Raw genomic sequence first — 21,053 nt, forward strand, 5'->3', positions numbered from 1 at the left:
CGGGAAGCGGCGGCCCCGGTTCAGCGGAACTCGCGCGCGCTACTTCAGGGCGTAGGCCCGGTGGATGGTCTGCACGGTGCGGTTGCCCGCGGCGTCCCGCACCTCGGTCCGCAGGGTCACGTACCCGTTGGTGTTTGACAGCTTCGGGTGGTGTACCGACGCCTGGAAGGAGTTGTCGTCCTTGCGCTTGATCTTGGCGTTCTCCCAGGTGGCGCCGTCGTCGTACGAGACGGAGACCTTGGCGCCCGCCATCACGGTGGAACCGGACCAGCCCTTGGGCCGGCCCGCGTTCACGGTGAAGGTGTACGGGCGGCCCGCCGGTGCCTGGTTGAGGATGTCCAGGGGGACGTCGTAGCCGAGCATGACGGCCGGCATGGACTCGCAGAGGGTGGGCTTGGGCAAGAACTTGTCGCAGTCCTTGACGGCCATCGTGGTCGGCGCCGCCGAAGCGAAGTTCCACTCCGTGCGGACCTTGCCGCCCAGCGTGACACCCGGGTAGTCCTTGGCCCGGACGACCTCCTGGACGAACCGGTACTGGGCCTTCTCCGGGACCATCAGCTTGGACGCGTCGGTGATCTGCTCACCATTGCGGTAGAACGTCCAGGTGTTGGTGGGCCCGGTCACCATCGAGTGGTTCGGGTCGCTGTCGCCTGCGATGGTGCCGGTGGTCCGGGTCCAGACATCGCTGCGGCAGAAGGCGCAGATCGACGGGTCGGTCATCGGCGGGTGCATCGGGGCGGCGAGCCAGTTCTCCCGGTAGGTCTTTCCGGCCGTCGTGTACGTCGTACGGGGGCCCGTCATGTACGAGTTGTACTGGGTGCTGGGGTACACCATCCGCTGGTACGCCAGGTCGGAGCCGGCCAGCTGGTAGTCGTCCCTGGTGGTGCCCAGATTGAGGGGCTGACCGGCGCGGAACGAGGTCACCTGGCCCGGGACCCAGCTGTGCAGGGTGTCGGCGCCCTGGTGACGGATGCCGTCGGCGTGGTACGCACTGCGGACCTTGACGAAGTCGGCCACGTCCACGGTCCGGGTCAGGTCGGCGGGGATGCCGCTCGTGCCGAACGGCATGGAGTAGACGTAGCCGGATTCGAGAACACCCTTGAAGGCGATGGAGACCTTGCCGTTCCCCTTGCCGAGCAGGGTGCGCAGCTTCTCGCCGTTGTCGTGGCTCGCGATGGCGACCGGCACGGTCTGGTCGGCGGCGAGCGATCCGTTGAACAGCGGGCCCTGCTTGGCGGGCACCGCGATCACGGCGGTGGCCCCGGCGGCCGCGGCACGGCGCACCTCGTCGTCCATCTTGCGCGGGTCGGCCACGGAGATGAGCGCGGCCCGGCCCTTGAGGTCGGCGCCGGCGATGTCCTCGGCGGTTCCGGCGCCCGCGTCCGCCAGCCGCAGCTTCTTCGTGCCCTCGAAGCGCTGGGCGAACCCGGGTGTCACCACGGGGACGGAGAGGCGCTCGGGGCTGGTGACGGTGAGCCGAGTCAGCGGCTCGCGCTGGCTGAGGGCGTTGAACAGATGCAGATCACCGGTGGTGGGCTGCTCGGTGGGCACGGCGCCGATCTTCGAGTCGGAACCGTTGATGAGACCGGCTTCGCCGATGGTGGAGTTGTGGCCGCCCGCTCCGTCGCTGCGGTTGACGAGCGTCATCCACGAGGCGTTCTCCAACGGGCGCTTCTCACCGGTGACCTTCACGGTGAAGTCGGTCGCCCTGGTGCCGTCGACACTGCGGGTCACGTCCTGGTCCGCGAGGTCGATGTCTGGAAGGGAGAAGCCGTCGATCGCGTAGGTGCGGGTCGGGTCGTCGGGGACCGCCGTATAGGTGAGGCCCTCGACGGAGTAGGAGCCGACCGGCACCTTGAAGGTCGTGGAGCCCTGGCCGATCAGGGTGGCGCTCCGGAAGGTGGTGTTGTTCATGCCGTGGAGGATGAGGCCGCCCCGTCCCGGGGTCTTGCCGAACCGGTCGGCGACCTTGACCGTGATCTCGTGCTGCTCGACGTCCATCACGAAGCCGATTGGGGTGTGCACCGATTCGCCGTCGGTGCCGGTCGCGGTGATGTAGCCGGTGAACTGGCCGGTCTTCAGCCCGTTCGGGTCGAGGGTGACGGTCACCTCGCTGCTGCCGCCGGCCGGGACGGTGACCTTGCCGCCGGTCATGTCCGGGCCCGACAGGGTCAGCGCGCCGTCGGGCAGCGCGGTCCCGCTGCTGTCCTTGACCGAGGCGGCGAGGTCCAGCGTGACCGCGGACGAGGCGGAGTTGTGGAAGGCGACGGTGCGGGTCTCCTTCTCGTACGTGCCCTTCTGCCACTCGACCAGACCGAAGTCTGCCGTGCCCGACAGGTCCAGCGCGGGGTCCAGGGCCGCGGGGATGTCGACGCGTCCGTAACCCTGCTGGTAGGGGGTGTAGTTGTCCGACTTCTTGGAGTGGGCGGTGAGCGTCTCCTTGATGCGCTCACCGGACCAGTCGGGGTGGCGCTGGGCCAGGATGGCCGCGGCCCCGGCGACGTGCGGGGTCGCCATGGATGTGCCGCTGGCCGCCGTGTAGTCGGCGTCGACCGGGGTGCCCATGGCCGTACCCGCGGCGCGGGCGGCGACGATGTTCACGCCGGGGGCGGTGATCTCCGGCTTGATCTTCATGTCGCCGAGGCGCGGGCCGCGGGAGGAGAAGTTGGCCAGGGCGTCGGACTTGTCGACGGCGCCGACGGTGAGCGCGGCGTCGGCGGTGCCCGGGGTGCCGAGCGTCGTCTGTCCGGGTCCGCTGTTGCCTGCGGCGATGACGAAGAGGGTGCCGGAGGAGGCGCTGAGCGAATCCACGGCGTCGGTGAGCGCGTCCCCTTGCGGGGTGGTGTCTGGGGATCCGAGGCTCATGCTGACGATGTCGGCGCCCTGGGCGACCGCCCAGTCCATGCCTTCGAGGATGCCTGAATAGCCCCGCTGCCCGCGTTGGCGAGCACCTTGCCGACGAGGAGGTCGGCGCCGGGGGCGACACCCTTGTACTTGCCGCCGGAGTTGGCGCCGCTGCCCGCGATCGTGGAGGCGACATGCGTACCGTGACCGTGGCCGTCCTGGACCGCCTCGCCGGGGACGAAGCTCTTGCTCACGGTGATACGGGACTTGATGTCGGCGTTGTTCAGGTCGGCGCCGGTGTCCAGCACCGCGACCTTCACGCCCTTGCCGTCGAAGCCCCTCGCCCACGCCTCGGGGGCGCCGATCTGGGGCACGCTCTGGTCCAGGGTGACCTTGGCCCGGCCGTCGTACCAGAGCTTGGTCACTCCGGCGGTGCCGGGAACCACTGCGGCATCCGAGCCGCTCCTGGTCTTGCCTGCCGTCGGCCTGACTGTGCGCCAGAAGCTGTTCGCCTTCTCCTTGTCGACGTGCACCGCCGCCAGGCCGAACCGGGGCATGGTGCGTTCGTGCCCGAACTCGATCTGCTCAACCGCGGTCTCACCGTCCGGGCTCTGTACGACGCCGCCGGCATCGACATCCCCGGCCGTCAGCAGCTGGTGCGCATGTGGGCGGAGGCGGGCGAGGAGGCCCGAGTGCTGGCCGGTCTGCCCACCAAGATGGCGCTCGTCGACGACCGGCTGGCCGTACTGCCACTGAGGGCCGGTTCGGGCCCGGACCCGAGCCCGTCCTTCGTCGTTCTGCACCGCTCGGCGGTCCTCGACGCACTGTCCGCGCTGTTCGAGGCCCTGTGGGCGGTCGCCCAGCCGCTCCGCACGCAGGACGTGGCGGGAAACGACCCCCAGGCCCTGTCCGAACAGGACCAGCTCCTCGTCAGCCTGCTGACCGCCGGGCTGCCGGACGAGGCCATAGCCCGCCAGGCCGACCTCAGTTACCGCACGCTCCAGCGCCGTCTGCACGCCCTGATGGAACGGGCCGGGGCGAGCACCCGGTTCCAGCTCGGCATCCACGCCGCGGCGAACGGGTGGGTGACCGGAGTGAAGCGAGGGAAGTCCGCGTCCGCCGGCGACGAGTAGTACCGCCGCGCGGTCAGTGACCGGCGAACCGCTCCCCGCACCGGCTGCAGAACACCGGCTCCGGGTCCTGCGAGAGCCGGCCGCACTCGGGGCAGACCCGGTCCAGCATGCAGGGCGCCTCGCCACCTTCGTACGCCGACGAAGGCGCAGCCAAAGGCGCGACCGAGGGCTTGACGGTCAGGCCGGGACGGCGGCGGTGGACGGTCACATAGGCCAGACCGTCCGGCCCCGCGGCAAGGGCGCGGCGGGAAGTGCGGGGCAGCCAGACGACACTGGTCGGCGTCAGGTTCAGCGCGTCGCCCCCGGCGACGACGACCCGGCCGCTGCCCGCGATGACGACGAGAAGGACGTCCAGGACGTCCTCCTGATGCTCACCGACCTCCGCGCCCGGCGGAAGGCGTACCAGATTGGCATCCAGCTCCCGGCCCTGCTCGGCCAGCTGCCACAGAGCACCGCGGTCGTCGTGGGCGGCGGCGGTCAGCAGGTCGTCGAGTACGGCCAGTACCCGGGGTGCGGAATTCACGGAAATCAGGCTACGCCCGCCCTAGGCTGACCCCTTTGCCCGCCGAGCCGAGGAGCCACCGCGCCATGGACCGCAAGCCCGACGAGAAGTACCCGCCCATCGAACCGTACGAGCACGGCATGCTCGATGTCGGGGAAGGCAACCTCGTGTACTGGGAGGTGTGCGGCAACCCGGACGGCAAACCCGCACTCGTCGTGCACGGCGGTCCGGGGTCGGGGTGCACCGAGCGGCCCCGGCAGTACTTCGACCCGGACCGCTACCGCGTCGTCCTCTTCGACCAGCGGGGCTGCGGCCGCTCCACCCCGCACGCGAGCGACCCGGCCGCCGACATGCGGTACAACACGACCGACCGGCTCATCGCCGACATGGAGCGGCTGCGCAGCCACCTCGGGATCGGCACCTGGCTGCTGTACGGCGGGTCCTGGGGCTCGACGCTGATCCTCGCGTACGCCGAGCAGTACCCGGAGCGGGTCTCCGAGATCGTGATCCCGGCCGTCACGACGACCCGGCGCTCGGAGATCGACTGGCTGTACCGGGGCGCGGGCCGGATCTTCCCCGAGGCCTGGGACCTGTTCCGGGCCGGAGTGCCGGAGGCCGAGGGGGATGCGACCTTGGACGTCCTCGCCGCGTACGCCCGGCGGATGGAGAGCCCCGACGCCGGGGTGCGTGAGAAGGCGACGGCCGACTGGTGCGCCTGGGAGGACGCGGTGCTCTCCCAGGAGACGTACACCGGACCACCGCCGTACAGCGGGCGCCCCGGCCGGGCGCGGCAGGCGCTGGTGCGGATCTGCTCGCACTACTTCTCCCACGGCGCCTGGCTGGAGGAGGGGCAGCTGATCCGGGACGCGAGGCGGCTGACGGGGATTCCGGGCGTGCTGGTGCACGGACGGTTCGACCTGGGCGGGCCACTGATCACCGCGTGGGAGCTGGCGAAGGCATGGCCGGACGCGGAGCTGACCGTGATCGACGGTGCGGGGCATCTGGGCGGTCCGGCGACGAGCCGGGCGGTGCTGGCGGCGCTGGACCGGTTTGCCCGGCCGTGAACGGAAGCGGAATTCGCGGCTCCCGACGGCGGCGGGGGCGGGGCAGGGGTCCGTTTGTCGGAGCGGCATGGCAAGCTATGCCTCCGCTGCATGCGCGGTAGCACTCGTACCCCCCACTGGTCTCGTCATGAGCCAGTGCTGTCGCCGGACGCAGCGCCTGACGAAACCGATGTCCGAAACCATCCGTGGGGTACGACTTGAGATCGAAGCGAAGAATCTGGATCACGGCTGCCCTGGCCACGTCCGCCGTGGCGGGTGTCCTGGTCTTCGAGGGGGTGACGGGCAACTCCTCGGTGGACGCCGACGCCAAGTCCGGCCCGACCAAGGCCGATGTGCACGCGACCGCGCTGAAGGTCGCCGGTGACGGCAGGTCCGCCGCCCTCGGCAAGCGGGACACCGCACCGTTCAGCATGCTGGGCATCACCTGGACCGACCCGGCGGCCAAGGTCACCGGAGCCGTGGAGGTACGGACCCGGTCCGCCGCCAACGGGAACTGGACGTCCTGGCTGCCGCTCGAAACCGATGTCGACGGGCGTACGGAGACGGGCCGGTCCGGCGTACGAGGGAGCACCGAGCCGCGCTGGGTTGGCCCGTCCAACGGTGTCGAGGTACGGATGAACGCGGGCGGCAAGGTCTCCGCGAAGCTGCCCGCGGGGCTGCGGCTGGACACCGTGGACCCGGGCCGCAGCGGCACCCTGAACGCGGACCCGGCCGCTTTCGCCGCCGACATCCCCGCGACCGACCCCTCGGCCGATCCGTCGGCCTCGGCCACATCCGAGCCGCCCGCGCCGAGCAACAGCACGGAACCGCCCGCCGAGGTCATACCGTCCGACCCGGCGTCACCGAGCCCGACCGACTCGGCCACGGTGGAGCCCACTCCCCCGGTCAGCCAGAGCCCCTCTGCGTCCGCGAGTTCGTCCCCGGCCGCGACTCTGCCGCCCGCGCCGCCGTCGACCGTGCCCAAGCCGCCCATCACCTCGCGTGCGGGCTGGGGCGCCGACGAGTCGATCAGCCCGGAGGCTCCGGAGTACCTGGACACCGTCAAGGCGGTCTTCGTCCACCACACCGCGGGGACCAACGACTACTCCTGCGCCGACTCCGCGGCGATCGTGCGCAGCGTGTACGCGTACCACGTCAAGAGCAACGGCTGGAAGGACATCGGCTACAACTTCCTGGTCGACAAGTGCGGGACCATCTTCGAGGGCCGTAAGGGCGGGGTGGACCGGCCGGTCCTCGGCGCGCACACCTACGGCTTCAACCGGGAGTCGACCGGCATCTCGGTCATCGGTACGTACACGGACTCGGCCGCCCCCAGCGCGGTGACCACCTCGGTGGCCCGGATCGCCGCGTGGAAGCTCGGCCAGTACAAGGGCGACCCGGCGGGCAGCACCATGCTCACCGCGGGCGCCACCGGCAGCAACCTCGCAGGCACCAAGTTCACCGCCGGTACGCAGTACTCCTTCAAGCAGATCTCCGGCCACCGCGACGGCTTCGCGACCGAGTGCCCCGGCACCAAGCTGTACGGGCAGCTGCCCGCGATCCGCAGCCTCGCCGCGGGTCCCGTCACCGGACTGGCCATCAAGTCGGTGACCGGCGGCGGGCTCTCGGGCACGACGTACTACGCCAAGTCCACGGTCACCGTGGGCTGGTCGGCGACCACCCCGAGCGCGTTCATCTCCAAGTACGAGCTGCTGGTCGACGGCAAGTCCGTCGCCACCACCGCGGGCACCGCCACCTCCGCCAAGGCCACGCCGACCGTCGGCAGCCACCAGGTCCAGGTCCGCGCCACCCACCAGTCGGGCAAGGTCACCACGTCCGCTGCGGTCACCGTGGTCGCCGACCAGACGGCGCCCGCCTTCACCACCAAGCCGAACCTGGCCCTGCGCACCGGCACGGTGAACACCACGGCCGTCCCGGTCACCCTGAAGTGGAAGGCCACCGACGCCGCTTCGCTCAAGGAGGTCAGGCTCACCGCCCCCCTCGCCAAGACCTACGGCCCGACGACCACCAGCGCCTCGCACACCGCGAAGTCGGGTGTGGCGACCAGCTGGGGCATGACCGCGTACGACCGGGCGGGCAACAGCGCCGCCGCATCGGTCTCCGGCACGCCGGTCATCGTCCAGGAGAGCTCGGCGACGAAGACGGGCACCTGGACGACGAAGTCCTCGTCCAGCTACCTCGGCGGCAAGTCGTACTCCAGCTCGTCGAAGAGCGCGAGCCTGAGCTGGACGTTCACCGGCCGCTCGGTCGCCCTGGTGGCCTCCAGGGCTGCCACCTCCGGCCAGGTGTACGTCTATGTGGACGGCGTGAAGGTGTCCACGGTGGACCTGAAGTCCAGCACCACCAAGTACCGCGACGCGCTGTGGACGAAGAGCTGGTCGAGCAGCGCCAAGCACACCGTCAAGATCGTCGTCGTGGCCACGTCGGGCCGGCCGACGGTCACCACCGACGGCATCGTCTACCTGAAGTGACCGAGGCAGCCGAAGCATCCGCGTAAGACATTCGCATGACGCCCTGCCCCCGGCACTCCGCCGGGGGCAGGGCGCGTGCGGGGTCGCCCTTGCTTCGAGCGGACTCGAAGGCGTTGGCTTGGTGCCCATGAAGTACACGCAGCTCGGACGCACCGGACTCAAGGTCAGCCGCCTCGTCCTCGGCACCATGAACTTCGGCCCGCAGACCAATGAGGTGGACAGCCACGCCATCATGGACGCGGCGCTGGACACGGGCCTGAACTTCTTCGACACCGCGAATGTCTACGGCTGGGGCGAGAACAAGGGCCGCACCGAGGAGATCATCGGCACCTGGTTCGCCAAGGGCGGCGAACGCCGCGACAAGGTGGTCCTGGCCACCAAGATGTACGGGAACATGGCCGCCGACGGCGAGGCCTGGCCCAACCACGACAAGCTCTCCGCCGTGAACATCCGGCGCTCGGTCGACGCGTCGCTGAAGCGGCTCCAGACGGACTACATCGACCTCTACCAGTTCCACCACGTCGACCGGAACACCCCCTTCGAGGAGATCTGGCAGGCGATCGACGTCCTGATCCAGCAGGGCAAGATCCTCTACGCGGGTTCCTCGAACTTCGCCGGATACAAGATTGCCCAGGCCAATGAACTGGCCGCCCGGCGCGGTTCGTTGGGCCTGGTCAGCGAGCAGTGCATCTACAACCTGATGGAACGCCGCGCCGAGATGGAGGTCATCCCGGCCGCGCAGGAGTACGGCCTCGGCGTCATCCCGTGGTCCCCGCTGCACGGCGGTCTGCTGGGCGGTGTGCTGAAGAAGGAGCGCGAGGGCACGGCAGGGCGTTCGGCCTCCGGCCGCAGCGCGGACGCGCTGAAGAACTCGGCGCAGCGCGAGAAGATCCAGGCGTACGAGGACCTGCTCGACAAGCACGGCCTGGAGCCGGGCGAGGTCGGCCTCGCGTGGCTGCTCGCGCAGCCGGGGGTGACGGGGCCGATCGTCGGACCGCGCAACCAGGAGCAGCTGGACTCGGCGCTGCGGGCGCTGGAGCTGGAACTCTCCGCGGAGGTGCTGGCGTCGCTGGACGAGATCTTCCCGGGTCCGGGGCCGTCGCCGGAGGCGTTCGCCTGGTGAGAACGGTCTGACGGACTGTCCGTCCGATACGTATGGGCCGCCGCTGCCCCGTCCCCGTTCGGGGCGAGGCGACGGCGGCCCGTTGCGTGTCCGCGTCAGAGCGGCGCTTCGAGTTCCTTGAGCGTCTCCCCGAGCCAGCTCAGCTCCGCCTGGCTGGTCGCACGGGCGATCCTCAGCAGACCCTGCCGGAACGGGTCCTCGAACGTCTCGGCGCCGAGCGGCTGCTCGCCCTCGTAGAAGAAACTGCTCGGCTCCTCCAGGAACGCGAGCCGGCGCCGCAGCACCTCCGCCTGCTGGGCCGGGGACACCAGATGGCGCAGGAAGGCGAGGACGGTGAACCAGCGGTTCTCGTCACTGATGTCCGTCTCGTCGGCTTCCCGCAGCCGGCGCCGCAGCTCCTCGCGCCCCTGCTCGGTCAGGGTCAGCGTGTGGCGGGGGGCAGCCCTGCTGCCCGGCTCCGTCCGGCGCTCCAGCCATCCGGCTCGCTCCAGGCGCTTGATCGCCGGGTACAGCGTGCCGTCCGCGATGGGGCGGACATGTCCGGTGAGGTGGGCGACCCGACGCTTCAGCTCGTAGCCGTGCAGCGGTTGTTCGTACAGAAATCCCAGGATGGCCAGTTCCAGCATGCAAGCATCCTCCCCCATGGCGTTATACATCGGTGCCGATGTATAGTCTCACCGAGGTTACTGGCTGTGGGTCAAGGAGGAGGAAACATGCAGAACGCTCAGGTGACGGCCGACGGTGCGTGCATCCGGTGGGTGGAGCTCCCCGGCCGCCCCGGCACGTCCCGCACCCGCGTCTATCTGCACGGACTCGGGGCCTCGTCCGGCCCGTACTTCACCGCGAGCGCCGTGCATCCCCTGCTGGCCGACAGCCGGTCGCTGCTCATGGACCTGCTCGGCTTCGGAATCAGTGACCGCCCCACAAACTTCGGCTACACCCTGGAAGAGCACGCCGACGCGGTGGCGGCGGCACTGAAGGCGGCCGGCGCGTACGACACGGACGTGGTCGCGCACAGCATGGGCGGCGCGGTGGCCATCGTGCTCGCGGCACGCCACCCTCAGCTGGTGGCCCGGCTGGTGCTGGTCGACGCCAATCTGGACCCGACCGCCCCGGACCCGACTCGGCCGGCCAGCAGCGGCCTCGCCCGGTACACGGAGGAGGAGTTCCTGGCCGACGGCCTGGAGGAAGTACGCGACCGGGTGGGGCCCCACTGGTGGGCGACCATGCGCCTCGCGGGTCCCGAGGCACTGCACCGCACCGGGGTGCATCTCGCCCGCGGGACGACACCGACGATGCGCGAGCTACTGCTGGACCTGGAGATTCCGCGTACGTACCTGCGCCCGCGGGACAACGGACCGCTACCCGGCGAGGACACGCTGATCGAGAACGGGGTGCGGGTCGTGGCGGTCCCGGACTGCGGGCACAACATCATGCTGGACAACCCGGAGGCGTTCGCCAAGGAGACGGCACTGGCCCTCGACGCCTGAGACGGAGGGGTGCGCGTCGGACGCGACAGGCCCGGGCCCGCACCCATGGTTCGGTCGTACCGCCCCGCGGTCATGGGCTTCTTTCACCTGGGCGGCGATCGTCGCGCGTCTCCGTCGCCGGACCGGCCGCCCGCGACACGGCCGCCGATGGTCACCCTCCGACGGCGGCTGCCACGGCGACGACGACGAACATCAGCACGAGCACGGCGGCCATGATGCGGTTTCTGGTCTTCGGATCCACCCTCCGAGCCTAACCGCCCGTCTCAGTGGCCCAGCGACCAGGATGCGATCGCCTCGTACCGCGGCTGCTCGCCCAGTACCCCGGCAACCGGCAGGTTGCTGCGTACGAGGGCGACCTCACCCACCTCCCACGGGGTGCCCTCGAAGCCCCCGAGAGCCTCGACGAAGGGGCGCAGGTCGGCGTCGGTGCGGCTGCGGGCGAGAGTGAGGTGCGCGGCGTAGCGGCGGTGCTCCTCCATCGGGATGCCGGTGCGGCGGGCAGCGGCATCCGCGCGTTCGGCCAGAAGCCGCAACGTGTCGATCCCACCCGCGGCCCCCGCCCACAGCGCCCGCCCGCTGAACCGGCCGGCACCATGGATGCGCAGCGGGAAGAGCTCGGTACGACGGGCCGCCCGTTCGAGGCGCGCACACAGCTCGGGCAGCACCTCCTCGTCCACGGACCCGAGGAACGCGAGCGTGAAGTGCCAACTGGGCGTACCGGTCCAGCGCAGCTTCCCGGCACCGGGCAGCGCGCGCAGCGGGTCGACGGCACGGCGCAGTTCCTGGACCGCGTGGTCGGGTGGCAGAACGGCGACAAAGAGTCTGAGGCGGCTCATGGGCAGAGTGTCGCACCGTAACGGCGTGTCCCGGGCTCCGTGCGTATCGTTGTACCGGGCGGCTGCCCGCGCGTGCGGCAGCGGGGAGGAGCGCCACGGTGACCGTCGTAGAGACCGACAGGATCGAGATGGCCGAAGAGAGCGACGAGCGGACTCTGGACTCCATGTTCGAGTGGCTCGAGAAGATGCCCGTCCCCGAGGGAATCAAGACCGAGATCGTCGGGGGAAACATCTTCATGTCGCCGCAGCGGGACACCCACTGGGACATCATCGCCGACATCTTCGAGCAGCTTCGTGGCACGTATTCGCGCCGACGTCTGAAGTCCGATGTGCGCGTCGACTTTCCCGGGCATCTCAATGGATTCGCGGCAGATGTGCTGGCACTGAGGGAGGACGCCCCGAAGGACAGCAAGGGAAACTGGCTGTTCGAGGGTGTGGAGTTCGTGGCCGAGGTGATCTCGAAGGGCACCGCGGCGAACGACTACGGGCCGAAGAAGGACGCGTACGCCGCGGCAGGCGTTCCTGTCTATCTGATCGCCGACCCGTACAGCGGCGAGTGTCACGTCTTCCGGAGCGCCGCGAACGGTGTGTACGGATCCAAGCTGACCGTGCTGTTCGGCACGGATATCGACCTCACCGACACCCCGGTGGGCCTCGTTCTGCACACCCGCGAGTTCCCCCGCGACTGACCCATCCCGTACATGCCGCGGCCCCGACCGGATTCCCCGGTCGGGGCCGCTCCGCCTTCCATGCCCCTGCGGACACGGCCCTCAGGCCGCCGTAGCCAGCTCTTCACGCGGGACGAACCGCACATGCGGGCGGCCCGGCCGGAGGTCGACCTTGAGGCGGAGGCCGCCCACGCGGGCCAGCATGAAACCGACGCCCACTGCGGCCACCAGCGAGAACGCACCGCCGACCGCCATGGCCGTACGGACCCCGTAGGCGTCGCTGACCCAGCCGACGATCGGGGCGCCCACCGGCGTACCGCCGGCGAAGACCATCATGTACAGGCTCATGACGCGGCCGCGCATCGCCGGGTCGGCGGCCATCTGGACGCTCGTGTTCGCGCTGATGTTGGTCGTCAGACCGATCATGCCGATCGGGACCAGCAGGATCGCGAAGAGCCAGACGGACGGCGACAGGGACGCGATGATCTCCAGCAGACCGAACGCCGTGCCCGCGGCCACCAGCATCCGCAGCCGCGAGGAGCGGCGGCGGGCGGCGAGCAGGGCGCCGGCGAGGGAGCCGGCCGCCATGAGGATGTTGAAGAACGAGTACATCCCGGCGCCGCCGTGGAAGATCTCGTCCGCGAAGGCCGTGAGCCAGATCGGGAAGTTGAACCCGAACGTGCCGACGAAGCCGACCAGGACGATCGGCCAGATCAGCTCGGGGCGGCCGGAGACATAGCGCAGGCCCTCCCGCAGCTGCCCCTTGGCGCGCGGCACGACGGTGGTCTTGTGCAGCTCGCTCGTACGCATCAGCATCAGGCCGACCAGCGGGGCCGCGAAGGACAGACCGTTGAACATGAAGGCCCAGCCGCTGCCGACCGTGGTGATCAGGACACCCGCGACGGCGGGGCCGATGAGCCGGGCGGACTGGAAGTTCGCCGAGTTGAGACTGACCGCGTTCCGCAGCTGGGCGGGGCCGACCATCTCGGAGACGAACGACTGGCGGGCCGGGTTGTCGACGACCGTCACCATGCCGAGCAGGAACGCGATGAGATAGACGTGCCACACCTGGACGACACCGGAGAGCGTGAGCACCGCAAGGGCGATCCCGCACATGCCGAGAGCCGCCTGGCTGACGAGAAGAAGCTTCCGCTTCGGGAGACGGTCGGCGATGACACCGCCGTACAGGCCGAAGAGAAGCATCGGAAGAAACTGGAGGGCCGTGGTGATGCCGACGGCGGCGGCGGACCCGGTGAGGCTCAGGACGAGCCAGTCCTGCGTGATGCGGGACATCCAGGTACCGGTGTTGGAGATCACGGCGCCCGTGGCGAACAGGCGGTAGTTACGGATCTTCAGCGACGAGAAGGTCCCGCCGGGCTTGCTCTCGTGGGTGGAAGTCGGTGCGGGGGCGGAGTCTGCTCCGGATCCCGTACTCAAAAGGGTTCGCCTCCTCGGGCGTATACATTTCGCTGACTGACGGGATGCGGCGGTGCGGGCGGTGCGCCGGCTGTGATCCGGCGCGGCCGGCCCCGCTACAGGTGGGCGAGCTTCTCCAGCACGGGCGCCGCCTTGCGCAGCGTCTCCCACTCTTCCTCGTCCAGGCCCTCGGCGAGGGTGGTCAGCCAGGCATTCCGCTTGGAGCGGCTCTCTTCGAGCATGGCTTCCGCCTGTTCGGTCTGGCTGACCATCTTCTGGCGACGGTCATCGGGGTGCGGTTCCAGTCTGACCAGTCCCTTTGCTTCCAGCAGCGCGACGATGCGTGTCATCGACGGAGGCTGCACATGCTCCTTGCGGGCCAGCTCACCGGGCGTGGCCGAACCGCAGCGGGCGAGCGTGCCGAGCACCGACATCTCGGTGGGGCTCAGCGACTCGTCGACGCGCTGGTGCTTCAGGCGTCGGCCGAGCAGCATCACGGCGGAGCGAAGGGAGCTCACGGCGGCCGCACTGTCGCCGTCGTGGATCAGGTCAGGCATGTTTATTAGCGTAACTCATTACCTACCCTAAAGACCATTCGTGTTACACGCGCGAGAGCCGCATCACCCAATCGATCACCCAAACGAGTGAGTCGGGTCCGGAAAGTGACGTGAAACGACCTCGTGGGCCGTAACCCTGCTTGCCATGGGATCGACTGTGCTCAGCCTGCGGATAGACGGTGAGCTGCTCGACCGGCTCAGGCAGCATGCCGCCAAACGCGGAATGAGCGTCCAGGACTATGTCGTCCGGACGCTCATTCGCGATGACTTCGACGAGCGCTTCAAGGCGGCCGTCGACGAGACGGAGAAGTTCTACGGCTCGGAAGGGACCCCGGGGATCAGGGCGGAAGAGGTCACGTGAGGCCGAGGGCCGGCATCGCGTAGTAGAAGACGAAGACCGCCGACACCACATACATGGCCGCCGGCACCTCGCGCCAGCGCCCGGCCACGACCCGCAGCACGGAGAAGGCGATGAAGCCGATGCCGATGCCGTTGGTGATCGAGTACGTGAACGGCATCATCAGCATGGCCAGGAAGGCCGGGATGGCGAGCGTGTAGTCGCTCCAGTCGATGTCCCGCACCGAACCCGAGATGATCAGGAAGCCGACCGCCAGCAGCGCCGGGGTGGCCGCCTGCGACGGAACCATGGTCGCCAGCGGCGTCAGGAACAGCGCCACCGTGAACAGCAGACCCGTCACGATGCTCGCGAAGCCGGTGCGGGCTCCCTCACCGACACCCGCCGTGGACTCCACGAAGCAGGTGCCCGCCGAGGCGGAGCTCGCACCGCCCGCGGCGACCGCGATGCCGTCGACGAACAGCACCTTGTTGATGCCGGGGAAGTTGCCGTCCTTGTCCGTCAGCTTCGCCTCGTCGCCGACACCGAGGATGGTGCCCATCGCGTCGAAGAAGCAGGACAGCAGCACGGTGAAGACGAACAGGATGCCGGTGAGCACACCGACCTTGTCGAAGCCGCCGAACAGACTGACCTTGCCGATCAGCCCGAAGTCCGGGGTGGCGACCGGGTTGCCCGGCCACTGCGGGACGGTCAGACCCCATGCCTCGCCCGGCAGATCGGCGACCGCGTCGATGATCATCGCGACGACCGTCATCGCGACGATGGAGATCAGGATCGCGCCCGGCACCTTGCGGACGATCAGCGCGAGGGTGAGCAGCGCGCCGAGGATGAAGACCAGGACCGGCCAGCCGTTGAGGTGACCGTCGCTGCCGAGCTGGAGCGGCACGGTGGTGTGCGCGGCATCCGGGATACGGGAGACGAAGCCCGAGTCGACCAGGCCGATCAGCAGGATGAAGAGACCGATACCGATCGCGATGCCCTTGCGGAGCGACTTCGGTACGGCGTGCATCACGCGTTCGCGAAGCCCGGTCGCGACCAGCAGCATGACCACGATGCCCGCGAGGACGACCATGCCCATCGCGTCCGGCCAGCTCATCCTGGGGGCGAGCTGGAGGGCCACGACGGTGTTGACGCCGAGGCCGGCGGCCAGCGCGATCGGCACATTGCCGATGACGCCCATCAGGAGCGTGGAGAACGCGGCGGTCAGCACGGTGGCGGTGACCAGCTGCCCACCGTTGAGCTGGTGCCCGTACATGTCCTTCGCGCTGCCGAGAATGATCGGGTTCAGCACGATGATGTACGCCATTGCGAAGAACGTGGCGAATCCGCCGCGGATCTCGCGGGCAACCGACGACCCCCGCTCGGAGATCTTGAAGAAACGATCCAGGCCGTTGTGCGGCTGAGGAGCCGGAAACTGCTTGGAGTCGACCGAAGCGGTGGCCGAGGGGGGCATGTATGACCTCAGTGGTGCGTAGAGGGGGTTAAAAGTGGTCAGCTTTGGACTTTTACACGAATAATTCGAGATAGCCGTAAGCAGATTCAGTATGAATACATAAGGCGAAGATCGCTATCTCCGCGCGTAGACCCTTGCGCCACCTGGTCTGACGACCTTTATGTATGCCGTCTTCACGGGGTACGGGAGGGGGCCGCGGGTGGGCCCATACACTGAGGTCATGGCGAAGTGGACACCGAAGCACGAGGCACCCGAGCCCCTGGAGGGGCCCGTCGTCGCCACCATCACCGGCGGCACGATCCTCTGGTTCGTCCTCTTCCTGGTCCAGCTGCCGTTCTACGGCTGGTTCGACGACCACGGGCACCTGTGGTGGGTGTGGACCTGCCTGGCCGGTGCGGGGCTCGGCCTGATCGGTATCTGGTACGTACGGGGGCGCGACGCGGCGATCAAGCGGGCGGCTGCGGCTTCCGGGGCTTCCACGCCGAGCGCCGGGCCGGACACGGAGGGCACGTCGGGCGCCACGGCGTGAAACCGTCGGGCGCCACGGCGTGAAGCCGGCCGGCGCCTCTGGTGCCGCAGTCCGGCGCCGTCCGATGCCGCCCGGCATCAGGGCCTCCGTACCACCGCAGGACCATTCCCCTCCTCCCCCGGTCTGATCTTCGGACCCCCGGTGGGTGAATCGGACGATCCACCCGTACCGTCGGAACCATGACGCAGCGGGCACCCCACTCCTTCGGCGAGCAGACTCCCGGGGCATCCGGCACTTCCGGCCGCCCCGGACCGGCCATGATCGACGCCGGGTCCGAGCTCGACCCGGTCCACCCGATGAAACTGCCGGCCCCGGCCGTGAGCACCCGCGGGCTGACCGCGGCCGAGGTGGCCGAGCGGATCGCCCGCGGTGAGGTCAACGACGTACCCGTCCGCTCGTCCCGTTCCGTCCGCGAGATCGTCCGCGCGAACGTCTTCACCCGGTTCAACCTGATCATCGGCGTGCTCTGGCTGATCATGCTGTTCGTCGCGCCGATCCAGGACAGCCTCTTCGGCTTCGTGATCATCGCCAACACCGGCATCGGCATCGTCCAGGAGTGGCGGGCCAAGAAGACCCTCGACAGCCTCGCGGTCATCGGCGAGGCCAAACCCACGGTGCGGCGCGACGGGGTCTCGGCCGAGATCTCCACCTCCGAGATCGTCCTCGGCGATCTCGTCGAGCTCGGCCCCGGCGACAAGGTCGTCGTGGACGGCACGGTCGCCGAGGCCGACAGCCTGGAGATCGACGAATCGCTGCTCACCGGCGAGGCCGACCCGGTGCTGAAGCAGCCCGGCGACCCCGTGATGTCCGGCAGCTTCGTCGTCGCGGGCGGCGGCAGCTTCGCCGCCACCAAGGTCGGCCGCGAGGCCTACGCCGCACAGCTCGCCGAGGAGGCGTCCCGCTTCACCCTCGTCCAGTCCGAGCTGCGCACCGGCATCTCCACCATCCTCAAGTACGTCACCTGGATGATGGTGCCGACCGCGATCGGCCTGATCATCAGCCAGCTCGTCGTCAAGAACAACAACTTCAAGGAGTCCATCGCCCGGACCGTCGGCGGCATCGTCCCGATGATCCCGGAAGGCCTGGTGCTGCTCACCTCGGTCGCCTTCGCGATCGGGGTCGTGCGGCTCGGCCGCAAACAGTGCCTGGTGCAGGAACTCCCCGCCATCGAGGGTCTGGCCCGCGTCGACGTCGTCTGCCTGGACAAGACCGGCACCCTCACCGAGGGCGGCATGGACGTCACCGAGGTCCGGGCGCTGGGCGGTGTCGACGACACGTACATACAGCGCGTGCTGGGCGCCCTCGGCGCGTCCGACCCCCGGCCCAACGCCAGCCTGAAGGCCATCGTCGACGCCTACCCCGACGGGGAGGAGTGGCGTTGCACGCAGTCACTGCCGTTCTCCTCGGCCCGCAAGTACAGCGGCGCCGCGTTCGACGAGGGCGGCGGCCGGGCGTCGGCCTGGCTCCTGGGCGCCCCCGATGTGCTGCTGCCCGAGCAGGACCCGGCACTCACCGAGATCGAGCAGCTCAACGAGCAGGGGCTGCGGGTGCTGCTGCTGGCCCGCGCGCAGGGCGAGCTCGAAGGGCCGGAGATCGCCGCCGGAGCCGTACCGAGCGCACTGGTCGTCCTGGAACAGCGGCTGCGGCCGGACGCCGGGGAGACGCTGGCCTACTTCGCCGACCAGCGGGTCGCCGCGAAGGTCATCTCCGGCGACAACGCGGTCTCCGTCGGCGCGGTCGCCGGAAAGCTCGGCCTGCCGGGCGCCGAGAACACCCTGGACGCGCGCCGGCTGCCCACCGATCCGGACGAAATGGCCACGGCCATGGAGGAGAACGCAGTCTTCGGCCGGGTCACCCCGCAGCAGAAGCGGGACATGGTCGGCGCGCTCCAGTCCCGTGGTCACACCGTCGCGATGACCGGCGACGGCGTCAACGACGTGCTGGCGCTGAAGGACGCCGACATCGGCGTCTCCATGGGTTCGGGCTCCGAGGCGACCCGGGCCGTCGCCCAGATCGTGCTGCTCAACAACAGCTTCGCGACGCTGCCGTCCGTCGTCGCCGAGGGCCGCCGGGTGATCGGCAACATCACCCGGGTCGCCACCCTGTTCCTGACCAAGACCGTCTACTCGGTGCTGCTGGCGGTTCTGGTGGTCTGCTTCCAGGTCGACTACCCGTTCCTGCCGCGCCATCTGACCCTGCTGTCGACGCTGACGATCGGCGTCCCGGCGTTCTTCCTGGCCCTCGCCCCCAACAAGGAACGGGCCCATCCGCACTTTGTGCGCCGCGTCATGCGGTACGCGATCCCGTCGGGCGTCATCGCTGCCGTCGCCACCTTCGTGACGTATCTGGTCGCCCGGCACTACTACTCCGGTACGGGTGCGCTGGACGCGGAGACCAGCGCGGCCACGCTCACGCTGTTCCTGGTCTCGATGTGGGTCCTGGCGATCATCGCCCGCCCGTACACCTGGTGGCGGATCTGCCTGGTGGCGGCGATGGGGCTGGCGTTCCTGATCGTGCTGGTGGTGCCGTGGCTGCAGGGCTTCTTCGCGCTGAAGCTGGTGGGAGCGGCGATGCCGTGGACCGCGGTGGGGATCGCGGTGGTGGCGGCGGCCGGCCTGGAGTTCGCCTGGCGGCTGGTCGGTCGCCGCTTCCCGGTGTAGTTCCTGTGCTGCTGCGTACGGGGGCTACTTCACGTCGACGAAGTCGCCCGCGGTCGTGACGGCCGGGGTGGTGGACGTGCCGGCGAAGCTGTAGCGCCAGTAACCGTCGACCGACGCCTTGACCGTCGTCTTCAGGGTGCCCGTGCTGTTCGTCCTGATCGTCCTGACCGTGGTGTAAGTGGAGCTGGTCTTCTTGCGGAACTGGAGCTTCACCGGCTGCCCGGTGTAGCCGTGGTACGCGTGGTCCTCCCAGTTCGCCCGCGACAGCTTGCCGGTGACCGTGATCGTCCCGCCCTTCTTCACGGGCTCCGGAGCGGCGTTCACCGTCAGCTTCGACAGCCGCTGCACACGGGCGGTGGCGTACGAGTCGTAGTACGTGCTGCTGCCGTCCTCGGCGGTCGCACCCGTGAGGATGTGCCAGGAGCCCGCGAGCTTGTTCTTCGGCAGATCGGTCCTCGGGTCGATCGTGAGGGTGAGCGAGCAGGTGGCGGTGGTGACGACGTTCGCGTTCTTGCAGGTCGCACCCCCTTCGGACACCAGCACGCCGTCCAGTCCCTCGTCCAGGTCGGTCCCGTGCCACAGGAGCACCCAGCCGTCGACGATGCCGGAGGCGTGCGACGCGGTGACCGAGAGGGTGATCGTCTTCGGGGCCGTGGTGCCCAGGACGGTGTCCTTGCCGCCGTTGACGGAGACCTTGGAGATGACGGGGAGCGCGGAGGCGGGCTTCACGGCCTCGCCCGCCTGGGCGGCCGGTGCGGTCAGGGCCGTCGTCAGGGCGATGGCACCGGAGGCAGCGGCCACCGTGGCACGGATACGCATGAGCTTCTCCAGTCTGCTGAACGGGCCGTGCCCGGAGGACGGGAGACGTCCCCGGACACGGCCCGGAGTGGTGCGCGGTGGTGCTTGTTGCGTACGGAAGAACTACTTCACGTCGACGAAGTCGCCCGCGGTCGTGACGGCCGGGGTGGTGGACGTGCCGGCGAAGCTGTAGCGCCAGTAGCCGTCGACCGACGCCTTGACCGTGGTCTTCAGGTTGCCCGTGCTGTTCGTCTTGATCGTCTTGACCGTGGTGTAAGTGGAGCTGGTCTTCTTGCGGAACTGGAGCTTCACCGGCTGCCCGGTGTAGCCGTGGTACGCGTGGTCCTCCCAGTTCGCCCGCGACAGCTTGCCGGTGACCGTGATCGTCCCGCCCTTCTTCACGGGCTCCGGAGCGGCGTTCACCGTCAGCTTCGACAGCCGCTGCACACGGGCGGTGCTGTAGAAGTCGGTGTAGGCGATGTCGGTGTTGTTACCGGCGAGGGCACCCGCGGTGACGTGCCAGGTGCCGGCCAGGGCGTTCTTGTACAGGTCGTAGCGCGGGTAGACCGTGAAGGTCAGCTTGCAGGTCGAGGTCGTCGCGTTGACCTTGGTGCACTTCGCGGCGTCCTCGTTCGGCAGGATGGCCCCGTCGATGGTGTTCTCGGAGGACGGGTCCGTGCCGTGCCACAGGTCGGCGTAGGCATCGACGACACCGTCCGGGTGCGACGCCGTGACCGAGACGGAGATCGTCTTCGAGGCCGTGGTGCCCAGGACGATGTCCTTGCCGCCGTTGACGACGACCTTGGAGATGACGGGTTCCGCCGTGGCTGCGCGGGTGGCCGCGGCGGCCTTCGACGAACCCTTGGCGGCGGTGCCGAAGACCTCGGCGGCCGACGTCGGCTTGTGCAGGTTCGCAGCAGAGTGGTCGCCCGCGTGGGCGGCCGGGACGGCCAGAGCGGACAGAGCCAGGGCGCCCGAGGCGGCTGCAACAGTGGCACGAATACGCATGTGTTTCCCCAGTGGAGAAAGGGGCCCCGCGAGTACGTGGTTCGACCCGGTCGGGGCTCGTTTGGTCTGTGAGTCTGCTGACTCGAAAGACCAGACCTCTTACGCATGTGAAGGGTTGTACGCAATGTGGGGATCTCGCGCATTGT

General features: G+C 69.2%; 19 protein-coding genes. 9 read left to right on the forward strand and 10 right to left on the reverse strand.

The genetic code is table 11. From position 1 onward, the window contains the following. Window positions 1-39: 39 nt before the first annotated feature. On the reverse strand, window positions 40-2,904 hold the full coding sequence (locus ACFVYE_RS02315) for a S8 family serine peptidase (RefSeq protein WP_389603653.1): 2,865 nt from the start codon (window positions 2,902-2,904) through the stop codon (window positions 40-42). Then, the gene (locus tag ACFVYE_RS02320; RefSeq protein ID WP_389603655.1) at window positions 2,862-3,401 is read right to left on the reverse strand and encodes a S8 family serine peptidase; all 540 of its coding nucleotides are present in this window, start codon (window positions 3,399-3,401) and stop codon (window positions 2,862-2,864) included. Before ACFVYE_RS02320 ends, ACFVYE_RS02315 begins: the two co-directional genes overlap by 43 nt. A 9-nt stretch (window positions 3,402-3,410) precedes the next feature. On the opposite strand from ACFVYE_RS02320, the gene ACFVYE_RS02325 reads away from it, so the two are divergent. Further along, on the forward strand, window positions 3,411-3,977 hold the full coding sequence (locus ACFVYE_RS02325) for a hypothetical protein (RefSeq protein ID WP_383960900.1): 567 nt from the start codon (window positions 3,411-3,413) through the stop codon (window positions 3,975-3,977). 13 nt (window positions 3,978-3,990) lie between these two features. On the opposite strand, the gene ACFVYE_RS02330 is transcribed toward ACFVYE_RS02325, so the two are convergent. After that, complete coding sequence (locus tag ACFVYE_RS02330; RefSeq protein ID WP_389603657.1) at window positions 3,991-4,500, reverse strand: hypothetical protein; 510 nt, start codon at window positions 4,498-4,500, stop codon at window positions 3,991-3,993. Window positions 4,501-4,565: 65 nt separating this feature from the next. On the opposite strand from ACFVYE_RS02330, the gene pip reads away from it, so the two are divergent. From pip to ACFVYE_RS02345, 3 genes are all read left to right on the forward strand, one after another. Beyond that, on the forward strand, window positions 4,566-5,543 hold the full coding sequence (gene pip, locus ACFVYE_RS02335) for a prolyl aminopeptidase (RefSeq protein WP_383960894.1): 978 nt from the start codon (window positions 4,566-4,568) through the stop codon (window positions 5,541-5,543). 197 nt (window positions 5,544-5,740) lie between these two features. Further along, window positions 5,741-8,014 (forward strand): N-acetylmuramoyl-L-alanine amidase, encoded by a 2,274-nt coding sequence (locus ACFVYE_RS02340; protein ID WP_389603659.1) that lies wholly within the window; start codon window positions 5,741-5,743, stop codon window positions 8,012-8,014. 127 nt (window positions 8,015-8,141) lie between these two features. Beyond that, window positions 8,142-9,137, forward strand: coding sequence for an aldo/keto reductase (locus ACFVYE_RS02345; protein WP_383961040.1), 996 nt, complete (start codon window positions 8,142-8,144; stop codon window positions 9,135-9,137). A 95-nt stretch (window positions 9,138-9,232) separates the two neighbouring features. On the opposite strand, the gene ACFVYE_RS02350 is transcribed toward ACFVYE_RS02345, so the two are convergent. Beyond that, window positions 9,233-9,763 (reverse strand): PadR family transcriptional regulator, encoded by a 531-nt coding sequence (locus ACFVYE_RS02350; protein WP_389603661.1) that lies wholly within the window; start codon window positions 9,761-9,763, stop codon window positions 9,233-9,235. Between the two features lie 87 nt (window positions 9,764-9,850). Here ACFVYE_RS02350 and ACFVYE_RS02355 point away from each other — a divergent pair, with 87 nt between their 5' ends. Further along, a complete protein-coding gene (locus ACFVYE_RS02355) occupies window positions 9,851-10,627 on the forward strand; it encodes an alpha/beta fold hydrolase (protein WP_389603663.1) in 777 nt (258 codons plus the stop codon). A gap of 263 nt (window positions 10,628-10,890) precedes the next feature. Here the strand turns inward: ACFVYE_RS02355 and thpR are convergent, their stop codons facing one another. Beyond that, a complete protein-coding gene (thpR, locus tag ACFVYE_RS02360) occupies window positions 10,891-11,463 on the reverse strand; it encodes an RNA 2',3'-cyclic phosphodiesterase (RefSeq protein WP_389603665.1) in 573 nt (190 codons plus the stop codon). A gap of 98 nt (window positions 11,464-11,561) precedes the next feature. Here thpR and ACFVYE_RS02365 point away from each other — a divergent pair, with 98 nt between their 5' ends. Beyond that, the gene (locus tag ACFVYE_RS02365; RefSeq protein ID WP_383960880.1) at window positions 11,562-12,152 is read left to right on the forward strand and encodes a Uma2 family endonuclease; all 591 of its coding nucleotides are present in this window, start codon (window positions 11,562-11,564) and stop codon (window positions 12,150-12,152) included. A gap of 81 nt (window positions 12,153-12,233) precedes the next feature. Here ACFVYE_RS02365 and ACFVYE_RS02370 read toward each other — a convergent pair whose 3' ends face one another. Both ACFVYE_RS02370 and ACFVYE_RS02375 read right to left on the reverse strand, forming a co-directional pair. Continuing rightward, the gene (locus ACFVYE_RS02370) at window positions 12,234-13,568 is read right to left on the reverse strand and encodes an MFS transporter (protein WP_389603667.1); all 1,335 of its coding nucleotides are present in this window, start codon (window positions 13,566-13,568) and stop codon (window positions 12,234-12,236) included. 95 nt (window positions 13,569-13,663) lie between these two features. Beyond that, on the reverse strand, window positions 13,664-14,104 hold the full coding sequence (locus ACFVYE_RS02375) for a MarR family winged helix-turn-helix transcriptional regulator (RefSeq protein ID WP_093899797.1): 441 nt from the start codon (window positions 14,102-14,104) through the stop codon (window positions 13,664-13,666). A gap of 145 nt (window positions 14,105-14,249) precedes the next feature. On the opposite strand from ACFVYE_RS02375, the gene ACFVYE_RS02380 reads away from it, so the two are divergent. Beyond that, window positions 14,250-14,465: a ribbon-helix-helix protein, CopG family gene (locus tag ACFVYE_RS02380; RefSeq protein WP_383960875.1), complete on the forward strand. Its 216-nt coding sequence runs from the start codon at window positions 14,250-14,252 to the stop codon at window positions 14,463-14,465. Here ACFVYE_RS02380 and ACFVYE_RS02385 read toward each other — a convergent pair. Continuing rightward, a complete protein-coding gene (locus tag ACFVYE_RS02385; protein WP_383960872.1) occupies window positions 14,458-15,912 on the reverse strand; it encodes an NCS2 family permease in 1,455 nt (484 codons plus the stop codon). The genes ACFVYE_RS02380 and ACFVYE_RS02385 overlap by 8 nt on opposite strands. Before the next feature lie 220 nt (window positions 15,913-16,132). Between ACFVYE_RS02385 and ACFVYE_RS02390 the strand changes: the two genes are divergently transcribed. Together ACFVYE_RS02390 and ACFVYE_RS02395 are read left to right on the forward strand one after the other, a co-directional pair. Next, the gene (locus ACFVYE_RS02390; protein WP_383960870.1) at window positions 16,133-16,441 is read left to right on the forward strand and encodes a DUF2530 domain-containing protein; all 309 of its coding nucleotides are present in this window, start codon (window positions 16,133-16,135) and stop codon (window positions 16,439-16,441) included. A 179-nt stretch (window positions 16,442-16,620) separates the two neighbouring features. After that, window positions 16,621-19,101, forward strand: a complete 2,481-nt coding sequence (locus tag ACFVYE_RS02395; RefSeq protein WP_383960867.1) for an HAD-IC family P-type ATPase — start codon at window positions 16,621-16,623, stop codon at window positions 19,099-19,101. A 24-nt stretch (window positions 19,102-19,125) separates the two neighbouring features. On the opposite strand, the gene ACFVYE_RS02400 is transcribed toward ACFVYE_RS02395, so the two are convergent. Next, window positions 19,126-19,920 carry a calcium-binding protein gene (locus ACFVYE_RS02400; protein ID WP_389603671.1) on the reverse strand — a complete coding sequence of 265 codons (795 nt, stop codon included), beginning with the start codon at window positions 19,918-19,920 and terminating at the stop codon, window positions 19,126-19,128. Between the two features lie 102 nt (window positions 19,921-20,022). Continuing rightward, window positions 20,023-20,907 carry a calcium-binding protein gene (locus ACFVYE_RS02405; protein ID WP_383960861.1) on the reverse strand — a complete coding sequence of 295 codons (885 nt, stop codon included), beginning with the start codon at window positions 20,905-20,907 and terminating at the stop codon, window positions 20,023-20,025. Window positions 20,908-21,053: the final 146 nt, after the last annotated feature.

The organism is Streptomyces sp. NPDC058239, from assembly GCF_042882185.1.
GTDB lineage: Bacteria > Actinomycetota > Actinomycetes > Streptomycetales > Streptomycetaceae > Streptomyces.

Coding starts and splice junctions, on each gene's coding strand:
- ACFVYE_RS02395 (WP_383960867.1), top strand. CDS start 16,621: ATGACGCAGCGGGCACCCCACTCCTTCGGCGAGCAGACTCCCGGGGCA.
- ACFVYE_RS02385 (WP_383960872.1), bottom strand. CDS start 15,912: ATGCCCCCCTCGGCCACCGCTTCGGTCGACTCCAAGCAGTTTCCGGCT.
- thpR (WP_389603665.1), bottom strand. CDS start 11,463: ATGAGCCGCCTCAGACTCTTTGTCGCCGTTCTGCCACCCGACCACGCG.
- ACFVYE_RS02390 (WP_383960870.1), top strand. CDS start 16,133: ATGGCGAAGTGGACACCGAAGCACGAGGCACCCGAGCCCCTGGAGGGG.
- ACFVYE_RS02375 (WP_093899797.1), bottom strand. CDS start 14,104: ATGCCTGACCTGATCCACGACGGCGACAGTGCGGCCGCCGTGAGCTCC.
- ACFVYE_RS02315 (WP_389603653.1), bottom strand. CDS start 2,904: ATGGACTGGGCGGTCGCCCAGGGCGCCGACATCGTCAGCATGAGCCTC.
- ACFVYE_RS02320 (WP_389603655.1), bottom strand. CDS start 3,401: ATGCCCCGGTTCGGCCTGGCGGCGGTGCACGTCGACAAGGAGAAGGCG.
- ACFVYE_RS02400 (WP_389603671.1), bottom strand. CDS start 19,920: ATGCGTATCCGTGCCACGGTGGCCGCTGCCTCCGGTGCCATCGCCCTG.
- ACFVYE_RS02355 (WP_389603663.1), top strand. CDS start 9,851: ATGCAGAACGCTCAGGTGACGGCCGACGGTGCGTGCATCCGGTGGGTG.
- ACFVYE_RS02350 (WP_389603661.1), bottom strand. CDS start 9,763: ATGCTGGAACTGGCCATCCTGGGATTTCTGTACGAACAACCGCTGCAC.
- pip (WP_383960894.1), top strand. CDS start 4,566: ATGGACCGCAAGCCCGACGAGAAGTACCCGCCCATCGAACCGTACGAG.
- ACFVYE_RS02345 (WP_383961040.1), top strand. CDS start 8,142: ATGAAGTACACGCAGCTCGGACGCACCGGACTCAAGGTCAGCCGCCTC.
- ACFVYE_RS02405 (WP_383960861.1), bottom strand. CDS start 20,907: ATGCGTATTCGTGCCACTGTTGCAGCCGCCTCGGGCGCCCTGGCTCTG.
- ACFVYE_RS02380 (WP_383960875.1), top strand. CDS start 14,250: ATGGGATCGACTGTGCTCAGCCTGCGGATAGACGGTGAGCTGCTCGAC.